This is a genomic window from Pseudarthrobacter sp. 1G09 (assembly GCF_050038305.1).
Classification (GTDB): domain Bacteria; phylum Actinomycetota; class Actinomycetes; order Actinomycetales; family Micrococcaceae; genus Arthrobacter; species Arthrobacter equi.
The window spans coordinates 2,530,642-2,542,477 of sequence record NZ_CP188306.1; the positions used below are offsets into that span (position 1 = coordinate 2,530,642).

Below are 11,836 nucleotides of genomic sequence, written 5' to 3' on the forward strand. Positions count from 1 at the left end.
TCCATCCGGCCAACTTCAAGCTCAGCTACCCAGTCGATATTCCGTTTCTCATGAACTGATACGCGGAGATGTCGCGGACGCCCTAGCCGTCCCTCTCAAAAAGTGTCGGATAGCGGGTAAACGACGATCCGGAAATCGACTCTCGCTTGTCGGCCAGCGAGTTCGGCTCAGTGGATGCGGTTCGACCCGCACTCACAACAGAAGTCTCGAGAAGTCGAATACGCATGTCTCCTGGGCCTACAAGCCACAACGAATGCTTGTCTGTTGACCACGCGAATTGGGTATTTCCATGTCGGGTCGCGCGGGCTTCAACCTCTATAAGACTGGCTACGACGATGGTCAAGAAGACGCCGGAGTGGGGTCCTGGCACTCGGCTCGGACTGGCTTCGCACAACCATATGCCCTCGCTAATCCCAACACGGCGCGAGGCAAACGTCAGTTGAACGCCGACTACTTCCGTGAAAAATGAGGCCGCTTCCGCAAGGTCCGGAACTGCGAGTTCTGTTCGGAGTACTGCAGCGGATGCGTCGCGAGGTGACGCGTCGGTGCGCTCTTGTGCTTCAGGTAGGTCTTCGGAGGCCTCGGTCGAATTCGGCTTGCCCAATCGGCTAGCACCGCCCCCTTCGATTGGCCGCTTTGCTACACGGTCCACGAGAAGTGTCTGTTCATCGCCCGTTGCCAAAGTCGCCCTGGTCACGAAGCTGCCCGACCTAGCCTGCAGTTCAACTATCTCGCGGATATGAACCTGCCGGCCATCTGGCAGGGTCTCTACATCGCCGTCTGCAAAGAGTTTCGTTGTCCAGTTCCGAAGTGCCGCCGAACTGATGTGGGTTGGCGGGACTGGCGAATATCCGTTAGTGGGGTAGCCCCCATTGGCTATGTCCGCCATCCGAAGAGCCGTGCCGACTATGTGACCCCGGTCTTGAACGTTTGTGCCGAGCTCCCCCAGCCAAGAGGAACCGTGCAAGGCTCCTAAGATCGATCCTGTCATCGAGCAGAGTGTGTCGGTATCGGCACCCTTGAGAAAGCCGGCGCGGAGCAAACCGCTCATTGGGCGCGAGGCCGTGCGCGCGGCAATGTACATGGCTGCTACGGCAGCAACCGTCCCCGATCCGCTTTGTCGCTTGTCAAAGCAACCCAGTTCCGTCAGGGTCTGCTGATCGTTTGCCATGGGACCACGGGACAAGCCATCTGCTGCTATCTGAAGGAGAGAGTCCATTTCATCGGCTGTTGCCTCCCATAGGTAGCCGGGCCCACGCCGTGAAAGTTCCGTATCCAGCTGCTGCGACGCGTCGTGCCAATCGTGTTCAAGTGAATCTATGAGGATCCCCGGGTTACGCCAAGACCTCTCCTCGATAATCGCGTGCAGCAGCTCGCCGTATTCCAATGTAGACGACTGCCTCAGCGCATAGCGGAGTGTAAGGGCGTGAACGGCAGCGCCGAGGAGGGCCCTGGGGTGTCCGTGAGTAGCCATCCCGTCCTTCACCACTCGGCTGAGAAGGACGTCGGTATTGGCATCGTATACCGCGAGTACATGCGGCGCGATACGCATTGCCACGCCATTGGCACCAGCATTGAAGTACGAAGCGACTTTGCCCTCATCGCTTGCTCGAGCAATCCTCCATGGCGGCCTTGCCTCGCCCCATGCTCTCGAGGCTCGCAGGACTGCACCGCCGCCACCACGCTGGTACAGCGGCCACTGCGGGAGTTCAATCCGAGTAAACCACTCATACCAATCCGGGCCAGCAAACGATGAACGCGCTACGGACAACATCAACTGCGTGTCATCGCTATATTGCCCGGCGTCCACCGGATCCAGATAACGGGAGAACTGCGTTCCCCCGTTCCGCGCCCACGAGCGGTAGGAAGCTCTGGGCTCCACCTGCCTGGCGGCATTGCCACCCACTATCTGGCTCCGGTCTTCCTGTGGCCAGCCAAGTGCGTCTCCAGCAGCGGCGCCCAGGAACATTCCCACGGCGCGATCGGGATTTAGGAGGTAGCGTGTCGATGTCATTCTAGGTCCTCAAGGGATGGTGTCCACTGGGTCTCTGGGATCTCTCCCCCGGTGTGAAGCGCGTTAGCAAGTCTCCACTTGTCGAAAAACAATGGTGCGTAGCGCCATTCCATCCGTCCTGGATTCAGCCGAAAGTCATGCAGCAGTACGTATAACTCTCGCGCCTTCTCAGGAGTTGCCGTAACTATCGCAGACACTGCTGACAATGGAATGAGTCCCGGAATAAGGACCTCGCTCTGCAGGTCCGTCGGCACCGAAGTCCTATGAGAAGGCGACCTTGAAAACTGGCCGGGATAAGAAGGGTCCGCCCAACATGCCAGCAGCCCCGCTCCCCCCTCGGTCAAGAACGCACCGCTTCCTTTGGCTGCATTGCACGGAGAAAAGAGTGTTCCCGGTCTCAGTACCAAGTCGAGGTCCAGAACAAAGGCCACCCAGTCGGGATAATTTCTAAAGGCGGTTTTGTCTCTGGCTATAGCCTGGTAATAGGCATTCGGATACTCGAACGAACAGCACACGTGATTGTTTCTGGCATCAAGCCGCAATTCATCGGTGGGCGCGAATTGCTGCGGCGCGTTTTCGACTAGATCCTGGCTCGTCCGAATGGCGTTATCGGTAAAGATTCCGATGACGTTGGTAGCGGGGGCAAAATGGATTAGGCGGGTTACCGGCACCTGCTTTAATGCTTCGGCCACACTCACTGTCACGTAAGGTCCCTTTCGCTCCATAGGCCGGCATTCTCGGGCAGGAGCCGGCTGAGCCTACCACTGTGCGTCAAAATCAGGCCGGCACGCGCCCTAGTAATACTCACATAAAGAAGTTTGGCTTCGCGGGAGCACGCCTCATCCTCAGCGAATGCTCGAAGAACGTCAGGGTATGGAACCGAATCATCGTTGAGGAATGGCATGATGACCGTGTCAAACTCGAGGCCCTTGGCCGAATGATAGGTCCCCAGGTAAACACCAGGGGCTTCGTCCCATCTCTGCATGCGGGCATGCAACAGTCGGTGTGGCAGGTTTCTACCGACAGTAGTCACATCAGCCCTAGTACGTACCAAGATCCCGACTGTCTGGTCTTTCCCCAGCTCCGCCGCAAGATCACGGATGGCCGCTGCCTCCGCCCTTGGGTCCGGATAACGCGACAGTGCTGGCTTAGGTCCCGCCGCGGTGGGTTGCACCGGTTCAACCAGGTCCAGGTCTCCCGACCTCATGTAGCTCGACTGAGCCATCGCAATGGCAACCCTGGCCACTTCAGCAGTATTGCGGTAGTTGTCGACAAAACGCTCCACGGGCCGGCCATCGAGCCTGATTCCGGAGCTGCGCCAGGAGAGTCCCTGCCCATAAATGGCCTGATGATAGTCGCCGAAGAACGTCAGTGAACCGCCGGGCTGTATTGCAGCCGTGAGTGATCGGATGGCCTCCGGCGAGAGGTCCTGCCCTTCGTCGATGATGATGTGGCGGTAGCGCCGATGGCTGGCATCAGTCGCAAGGCCGTTCCGGACACTTGAAGCTATGTCGTACCAGTCATACACCAAGCCGGCCGCTGCCCTGCGACGGACGTATTCGGAGCGAACGGCCCAGACAAAGGCCCTAGGTTGACCAGTTTGGAGAGCTGTTTGCCGTCCCACCCGGTTCACCCTCTGATAGTCATCTTCCGCAGCGAGACCCATGCCGCTGATCCAATGTAGTTCGTCGGTGAACCAATCCGAATGTCGAGCTGCAACCGAACCGGGATCCACGGAACGAGATGACCAATCCCGGGCGACTGCATCCAATGCCGATTCGACCAGTTCACGGACGGCGTCGGGTCCGGCTATGGCGTTGTTCGGCATGAAGCCCCTGTGGGCGAGGTAGCCGCGGGCGAAGCGAGAATAGGTTTCGATGGTGATGTTACTTCGGGCTTCGGGGCCGAGAAAGCGAAGGTATTTGACCAGCGTGTTGTTGTAGGTGACCACCAGGACCGGCCCAGAGTTCACGGTTGAGGGTCGTGCAAGATGCACTGCCCGCAGCATGGCCATTGTCGACTTGCCAGTGCCTGCGGTACCCAATACAACGTTATGTCGATCCGAGGACAGGTGAACAACGTGGGCCTGCCTGCCCCTGGGTGCGGGAAGAGGAGTCATTTACGTTCACCTTGGCCAAGCCACAACAACCCGGTCGCGACGGCGAGCGTCGCCCGAAGCCCAAGGCGCCTCCAGTACAAACCTTTTCGCGTCGAAAGTGTCATAGCCGAGCACCGCCCCCGCCGGCTTCCATCAACGATACGACCGGAGCCAGGTGCGATCCCGTCTCAGCAGAGGCATCGCTGAAATGCGGCTCAGTCGGAAAACGGGAGACTACTTGGCGAAATAGCTCAACTGGCACACGACTTTGGCTTATAAGCTCCAACTCGGAAATACCGGCTTCAGCGAGTATTTCCACCGCTCTCGGCAGCATGGATGGCTGCTCAACGCTATCGACCAGGCCCGGTTCACTTCGTCTCCAGCCTCGTGCTGAAACTGTCATCATGGCATTTCTGTACGACACATCGCTCAGTTCACCCAAGCGTCGAGCATGGAAAAGAATCGCCTGCATACTCACACCAAACCGCTCCTTGAGTTGGCCGACCGAAGTCCAAACCGACCTGCTCATTGCCTTAGGAAGCGACCCCCGAATATCAGATTCCGGCATGAGGAACTCAGCCGCGAACCGGTTGGCCTGGTCTTCAACTGTTCTTCCACCCGGTTCAGCATCCTGATGCATAACGAGGTGGCCCAGTTCGTGCGCGACATCGAAACGTTGCCTGTAGTAGTCCTGTTTGAACGGGTTGAGAATGACCGCTGGTCTACATGAGCCCTCGAAAGAGTAGGCGTCAACCGACACGGCACCCGGTGGGCTGAAAACGACTACTACCCCGTGGTTCTCCAGCAGTCGAACCAAATGGCCTACAGGTCCGTTCGCAAGCCCCCACTGCTTGCGCACGAACCGGGCTGCGTCCTCAGGCTCGACTCCGTCAGCGTCATCCGCTGAGACCGGAAAATGCGGGATTGTGACGTCGGGGAATTCGACATGCCTTTCCATGGCAGCGGCGACATCGACAGCGAGTTGGCCATACGCCGTGGCTTGATCCCGTACGATCTGCGTAGTCGATCGAAGAGACCGGAAATGCGGGGTAGCTGCCACAGCTGGTTCAGCACGGCCAACCATAAAAAATCCGGGATCCACACCCAGGGACAAGGCCAACTCAGCGACCGTGGCCGGCGAAGGACGTTTGGTTTCAGCTTCCCAGCCGGACAATGCCGTCGCGCTCTTGCCCAGAAGCTGAGCAAGATCACTTTTGCGCATTCCGGCTAGCTGGCGAGCGAGCCTCAGCCGATGTCCGGCAAATAATGCGGCTGCGTCAGCCGCCGTAACACCACTTGCCACTACTCAGCGTCCGCCCGTTTGGTGCTCTCAGAGACAGCCCTCCGGAGACGCACCGGTGCATCCGCAGTCTCAGTATCCGCCGCTGGTGCCTGCGGTTGACCAAAGCGACGCCCACCCGTGGTCGGAGGCATCTGATCGAGGTTTTCACGCCAGTGCCAGGCCTCACCGCCGTCGAGATTAAGTCGGGGGCTTCCGATGATGAGTTCAGATTTCTGGCTCACCGCGTCGAGAGTGTGTGCGACGACGAAACTCTCCAGATCAAGTGGCTGCCCCGCATATGGAAGGATCCAGTCACCATCGAGCAAATTGGTGTCATCGAAGAGCGAAGGGTGTCCATCCCAATGTTGTTGCTTCGCCACACGCTGCTTGGTCTCACTCTTCTCGCCCCAAGGCAAAGTATCCGTCTTCCCAAAATCGCATGAAGTCATGAGAATCCTGAGGTCTTCTAGCCTCCATGCCGGGCTCCCGTTCAGAGGTGAGGATCGGACAAGGCCAGGATCAAGTCGTGGCATAGTGGCAATGTCTTTGTCGGGCAGCTCCGCGAACAGAGCTGCGAGGCCACTGTCGGGCTCAGCGTCGTCTGGGACCTGGTACTTTCCGCAAGAGAAGACCCTGTCGAGGCGATCTCGAAACAAGGTGTGACGCATGACGCCAAGAAGGGTGGAGTCATGCCCGGCATCTTCAGAGTAATCGGCAAGAGTACGATTCAGAGCCGAGTCGTAGGCCCACCGAATAGCGTCCAGTACGCCAGCATCCCGAAGATACCCAATTACCTTGTTTTTCTCAGTCACGGAAACAGACTACATCAGTTGCCAGTAATTGCCGGGCAGGACAAAACCACTGGTGAGTCGTTAGTAGTCAACGAACTTCGCCACGTTCATTTCTCGCCGTTCACATGACTCCACCGCGGTGCCGAAGCAAAGAACGGCCGGGAGCGACGGCGCAGGCGCGTCGTGCATGCCCAATCATCTCCTGTGGTGACCGGTGCGACGCCCGTCGCGATTGTGCTGGCGCGTTGCGGACGCACGGTTCCCAGGACTCCGGTCTGAATCACCAGTGGACGCATGAGGCGCCATCGCGCCCGACTTCTAAGACTGGGTTCAAGCCGCCTAATTCCCTACAACTTGGGTAAGGCCAACCCGAACGTACCCTCCCGACCCTAACCGGGCGGCAACGCCACCCCTGAGCCATCAGGGTTCGGACGCGGGAAGTCACCCTCAATCGTGTGAAGAGCAATAAACCCCCCTATTTCGGGATGGGTGTTCACATGCTGAACCCCGACGACGGTGTGACGGGTTGATCCGTTGTTCGGGTTGATGCGAACGCCGGCGCCTTTGTTGACGAGCCTCCGGAAGGCAGATTCGGTGATCAGGTTGCTGGGATCCAACCCACTCTCCCTGAAGTCCTCCTCCAAGTTCGTTTGAAATGTCTTCCGCTCCGACAGGATGCCCTGACGCCGGACAGGCACCGCGTAGAGCACGCTGGGGTCCGTATCGTCGGATGTGAGCAGGTGGAACCCGTAGGTTGGGTAGGTCTCTAGTTCCGAAGTGTCTACCCAGGCTACATAGCAGTCGTGCAGGGGTGCGGGCGCGTCGTTCCGGGTACCTCCTGACAGCTGAATCTGGGCGGCTTCCATCAGCAGCGTCACCATGCGAGCGATGGCATCGTCCCCCGAAATCTCGCTGACTACGTTCAGCCCAAGTGCTTTGAGACGGTTGGGCAAGGCCTCGCGGCATTCTGGATTGAATTTCGTGCGGTCCACAACAACCGTTTCTACTCCTTCCGGGCAGTAAGTCATCAGCTCTACCGAGACACGGTCCTCTGGCGGCAGCGAGTAGCCCATAAACGTGACCCGTGTCGCCACGGACATTGCATCCCGTGCGGTTTTCCACAGCGTCGGGACCACGTACGCCCCGTAGTGCTGTGACTTGTCTGAAACTGGCGGGATGATGAAGCGGTCCATGTGCGCGATGAACTCCGGATTTCCGCGCGGCATGCTTGGCGTCTCGCCGTTGAACTTCCCGTAGTCAAAGGTCTGGAACAGGGTTGACCCGAACCCGTCACCGTCCGCCCGATACCAGTTCAATGATCCGTGGAGTTTCACGAGGGTCATTGATTCGAACGCCAAATTCGAGTTCCCGTCGTCCCAATAGAGGCTCTCTTGACGAGGCGGCGCAGGGCTCACCGCATCCATGCCTCTCAGCACATCCGCTGACTCCCGCGAATATCCGACTGTGATGCCGGCGGTGTTGATAGCGTGCTCAACGAGGCAGTCGTAGTTGAACGTGATGATGACTGCGCCCTCGGCGTGCCACAGGCTGACCAACTGAAGCAACCAATCCGGCGCGGGATCGGCGGTGGCCTTTGCCTGGGCCTCATCCAGAATGTCCGCGATCGTCTGGGTCACTAGAGCAGCAGCTGACCTGCGAGCCAGCACTTCAGCTTGGCTGAGGAACGGCATCGGGTCGAGCATCGCGGTCAGCCAAGCCTCGAACGTCTGCCCGTCGCGCAGGTCGATGGTCACCTTGCCCGCCAATCGTCGCTGGAGCTCGTCGCCCAGCGCGTTGGTAATAGGCATGGCTTTGTGGATGGCCTTGGAGAACCCTGCACCAAGGATGTAGACGGGCCGGGGTGTGCGGGGTGATGCGGGCATGGGGAGCCTTCGGTCAGGGCGAGAGTGGGCTACTGGCCGACGGATGGGTCGACCCGTCGCAGCAGATTTGGTGGCCACGACGGCGGAGTTGGCGGCGAGTCCAGCCGTACGATGATCGCCGTCGCGTAGGTGCTTGACCTTATGAGCGACTGCGATGGGCCAACATGTATAGGCGGGCGCATTTCAGCCTCGGCCGGCCCGGCGAAAGCCTTTGCCATGTAGGCCGCAACTCGCCGTGTGTCGACGGACGGTTCGGGGCTGCCCTGCTTGCCGTGAACGTCGTGGGCCTAGAGAGGCTCTCTTCGGTTCGCCAGCTATCCGGCGAAACGCCAACCAGAATGGACCTCGCATCTGCCCAGATAGCCGACCTAGTTGGAAGACTTCCAGCTACCCTGGCCGTTTCTTCCAACTAGGCCTGTATCTCACATCATGGCTTCTGCGGTAGTTGGCCAACTGTGTGAAACAGTTGGCCAACTACCATGAGACATGGCCATCTAAGTTGGAATTTGGCCAAGTCCTGTGAAACCTCACATTTATGTCTGTGTCGTTGAAGAAGAAGAGATTAGAAGTCCCAGTCCTCATCCTCAGTGTTAACGGCCTTGCCGATCACGTAGGAGGAACCGGACCCGGAGAAGAAGTCGTGGTTCTCGTCCGCGTTCGGGGACAGTGCCGAGAGGATGGCCGGGTTCACGTCAGTGACGGAAGCCGGGAACATCGCCTCGTAGCCCAGGTTCATCAGGGCCTTGTTGGCGTTGTAGTGCAGGAACTTCTTGACGTCCTCGGCCAAGCCGACGCCGTCGTAGAGATCGTGGGTGTACTGGACCTCGTTCTCGTACAGCTCGAAGAGCAGCTCGAACGTGTAGTCCTTGATTTCCTGGCGGCGCTCTTCGGAGACGGTCTCCAGCGCGCGCTGGAACTTGTAGCCGATGTAATAGCCGTGCACGGCTTCGTCGCGGATGATCAGGCGGATCAGGTCAGCCGTGTTCGTCAGCTTGGCCCGTGAGGACCAGTACATGGGGAGGTAGAAGCCCGAGTAGAACAGGAAGCTCTCCAGCAGGGTGGAAGCCACCTTGCGCTTCAAGGGGTCGTCGCCCTGGTAGTAGTCCATGACGATCTGGGCCTTCTTCTGAAGGTTCTCGTTCTCGGTGGACCAGCGGAACGCCTCGTCGATCTCCTTGGTGGAGGCCAGCGTGGAGAAGATGGAGGAGTAGCTCTTGGCGTGTACCGACTCCATGAACGCGATGTTCGTGTAGACGGCTTCCTCGTGCGGCGTCAGCGCATCCGGAATCAGGGAAACGGCGCCCACAGTGCCCTGGATGGTGTCCAGCAGGGTGAGGCCGGTGAACACGCGCATGGTGAGCTGCTGCTCGACGGGGGTCAGCGTGTTCCACGACTGGACGTCGTTGGACAGCGGCACCTTCTCCGGCAGCCAGAAGTTGTTCACCAGGCGGTTCCAGACATCCACGTCCTTATCGTCCTGGATGCGGTTCCAGTTGATGGCCTCGACGTGGCTAAGCAGCTTGACCTTTTCGGTCATGTCATCCCCTAAGCGTTGGGTGGGTTTCTCTAAGTTAAAGCGTACGACGGCGGGCGGGCACCCGCCGTCGTACTCAACCTTTGGTCTCGACAGGCTCGACCAGCGGGGCTACAGCATGCAGGAGACGCAGCCCTCTACCTCGGTCCCTTCCAGCGCGAGCTGGCGGAGACGGATGTAGTAGATGGTCTTGATGCCCTTCTTCCACGCGTAGATCTGGGCCTTGTTGATGTCGCGCGTAGTGGCGGTGTCCTTGAAGAACAGCGTCAGCGACAGGCCCTGGTCCACGTGCTGGGTGGCAGCCGCGTAGGTGTCGATGACCTTCTCGTAGCCGATCTCGTACGCATCCTGGTAGTACTCCAGGTTGTCGTTGGTCAGGTACGGCGCCGGGTAGTACACGCGGCCCAGCTTGCCTTCCTTGCGGATCTCGATCTTGGACGCCACCGGGTGGATGGAGGAGGTGGAGTTGTTGATGTAGGAGATCGAGCCGGTAGGCGGCACAGCCTGCAGGTTCTGGTTGTAGATGCCGTGCTCCATGACGGAGGCCTTCAGCGCCAGCCAGTCAGCCTGCGTGGGGATGTGCACGTCCTTGAAGAGTTCGCGGACCTTTTCGGTCTGCGGCACCCATTCCTGCTCCGTGTACTTGTCGAAGAACTCACCCGAGGCGTACTTGGACTTCTCGAAGCCGCCGAACGTCTGGCCGGTTTCGATGGCCAGCAGGTTGGAGGCGCGGACGGCGTGGTACACCACGGAGTAGAAGTAGATGTTGGTGAAGTCGAGGCCCTCTTCGGAGCCGTAGTGGACCCGCTCACGGGCCAGGTAGCCGTGCAGGTTCATCTGGCCGAGGCCGATGGCGTGGCTCTGGTCGTTTCCTCTGGCGATGGACGGCACCGAGGTGATGTTGGACATGTCGGACACTGCGGACAGCGAACGGATGGCCGTCTCGATGGTCAGGCCGAAGTCCGGCGAATCCATGGTCTTCGCGATGTTCAGCGAGCCCAGGTTGCAGGAGATGTCCTTGCCGGTGGCATCGTAGGACAGGTCATCGTGGTACGTGGTGGGCTGGGAAACCTGGAGGATCTCCGAGCACAGGTTGGACATGATGATCTTGCCGTCGATCGGGTTGGCCCGGTTCACGGTGTCCTCGAACATGATGTACGGGTAGCCGGATTCGAACTGGATCTCGGCGAGGGTCTGGAAGAACTCGCGGGCCTTGATCTTGGTCTTCTTGATCCGGGAATCGTCCACCATCTCGTAGTACTTCTCGGTGACCGAGACGTCCGAGAATGGCATGCCGTAGACCTTTTCGACGTCGTAGGGCGAGAACAGGTACATGTCCTCATCCTTTTTGGCCAGCTCGAACGTGATGTCCGGGATGACAACGCCCAGCGAGAGGGTCTTGATGCGGATCTTCTCATCCGCATTCTCGCGCTTGGTGTCCAGGAACCGGTAGATGTCCGGGTGGTGCGCGTGCAGGTACACGGCACCGGCACCCTGGCGGGCACCAAGCTGGTTGGCGTAGGAGAAGCTGTCCTCAAGGAGCTTCATCACGGGGATGACGCCGGACGACTGGTTCTCGATCTGCTTGATGGGCGCGCCCACCTCGCGGATGTTAGTCAGCGCAAACGCCACGCCACCGCCGCGCTTGGACAGCTGCAGTGCGGAGTTGATGGACCGGCCGATCGACTCCATGTTGTCTTCGATGCGCAGCAGGAAGCAGGAGACCAGCTCGCCGCGCTGCTTCTTGCCGGCGTTCAGGAACGTGGGGGTGGCCGGCTGGAAGCGGCCGTCGATGATCTCGTCCACCATCTGGAGGGCAAGCTTTTCGTCGCCGCGGGCCAGGTGCAGGGCCACCATGCACACGCGGTCCTCGTAGCGCTCCAGGAAGCGCTTCCCGTCGAACGTCTTCAGCGTGTAGGACGTGTAAAACTTGAACGCGCCCAGGAAGGTCTCGAAGCGGAACTTCTTCTTGTACGCGCGGTTGAAGAGTTCGCGGATGAAGTTCATCGTGTACTGGTCGAGCGTCTCGCGCTCGTAGTAGTCGTTCTTGACCAGGTACTCGAGCTTCTCTTCCAGGTCATGGAAGAACACGGTGTTGTTGTTAACGTGCTGCAGGAAGTACTGGTGCGCAGCCTCGCGGTCGGCGCCGAACTGGATCTCTCCGTTCGGGCCGTACAGGTTCAGCATCGCGTTCAGCTCGTGATAGCCCAAACCCTTGTAGGCGGCAGGCATCT

8 protein-coding genes are annotated in these 11,836 nt (G+C 59.3%); all 8 read right to left on the bottom strand.

Annotated elements, in window-relative coordinates; translation table 11 throughout:
• Positions 1–82: 82 nt before the first annotated feature.
• Positions 83–2,014 (bottom strand): ADP-ribosylglycohydrolase family protein, encoded by a 1,932-nt coding sequence (locus ACP3TD_RS11615; protein ID WP_426763064.1) that lies wholly within the window; start codon positions 2,012–2,014, stop codon positions 83–85.
• Complete coding sequence (locus ACP3TD_RS11620; protein ID WP_426763065.1) at positions 2,011–2,718, bottom strand: DarT ssDNA thymidine ADP-ribosyltransferase family protein; 708 nt, start codon at positions 2,716–2,718, stop codon at positions 2,011–2,013. Before ACP3TD_RS11620 ends, ACP3TD_RS11615 begins: the two co-directional genes overlap by 4 nt.
• Positions 2,715–4,133, bottom strand: coding sequence for a 3'-5' exonuclease (locus ACP3TD_RS11625; RefSeq protein ID WP_426763067.1), 1,419 nt, complete (start codon positions 4,131–4,133; stop codon positions 2,715–2,717). Before ACP3TD_RS11625 ends, ACP3TD_RS11620 begins: the two co-directional genes overlap by 4 nt.
• Positions 4,134–4,233: 100 nt before the next feature.
• The gene (locus tag ACP3TD_RS11630) at positions 4,234–5,415 is read right to left on the bottom strand and encodes a helix-turn-helix domain-containing protein (protein WP_426763069.1); all 1,182 of its coding nucleotides are present in this window, start codon (positions 5,413–5,415) and stop codon (positions 4,234–4,236) included.
• Complete coding sequence (locus ACP3TD_RS11635) at positions 5,415–6,206, bottom strand: hypothetical protein (RefSeq protein ID WP_426763071.1); 792 nt, start codon at positions 6,204–6,206, stop codon at positions 5,415–5,417. The genes ACP3TD_RS11630 and ACP3TD_RS11635 overlap by 1 nt, the downstream gene beginning before the upstream one ends.
• Positions 6,207–6,574: 368 nt before the next feature.
• Positions 6,575–8,068 (bottom strand): hypothetical protein, encoded by a 1,494-nt coding sequence (locus tag ACP3TD_RS11640; RefSeq protein WP_426763073.1) that lies wholly within the window; start codon positions 8,066–8,068, stop codon positions 6,575–6,577.
• Between the two features lie 562 nt (positions 8,069–8,630).
• The gene (gene nrdF / locus ACP3TD_RS11645) at positions 8,631–9,605 is read right to left on the bottom strand and encodes a class 1b ribonucleoside-diphosphate reductase subunit beta (protein ID WP_015937302.1); all 975 of its coding nucleotides are present in this window, start codon (positions 9,603–9,605) and stop codon (positions 8,631–8,633) included.
• A gap of 108 nt (positions 9,606–9,713) precedes the next feature.
• Positions 9,714–11,834: a class 1b ribonucleoside-diphosphate reductase subunit alpha gene (gene nrdE / locus ACP3TD_RS11650; RefSeq protein WP_426767211.1), complete on the bottom strand. Its 2,121-nt coding sequence runs from the start codon at positions 11,832–11,834 to the stop codon at positions 9,714–9,716.
• Positions 11,835–11,836: the final 2 nt, after the last annotated feature.

What these genes read in the sequence shown, in the direction of transcription:
- ACP3TD_RS11640 (WP_426763073.1), bottom strand. Translation starts at nt 8,068, where the DNA reads ATGCCCGCATCACCCCGCACACCCCGGCCCGTCTACATCCTTGGTGCA.
- nrdE (WP_426767211.1), bottom strand. Translation starts at nt 11,834, where the DNA reads ATGCCTGCCGCCTACAAGGGTTTGGGCTATCACGAGCTGAACGCGATG.
- ACP3TD_RS11625 (WP_426763067.1), bottom strand. Translation starts at nt 4,133, where the DNA reads ATGACTCCTCTTCCCGCACCCAGGGGCAGGCAGGCCCACGTTGTTCAC.
- nrdF (WP_015937302.1), bottom strand. Translation starts at nt 9,605, where the DNA reads ATGACCGAAAAGGTCAAGCTGCTTAGCCACGTCGAGGCCATCAACTGG.
- ACP3TD_RS11615 (WP_426763064.1), bottom strand. Translation starts at nt 2,014, where the DNA reads ATGACATCGACACGCTACCTCCTAAATCCCGATCGCGCCGTGGGAATG.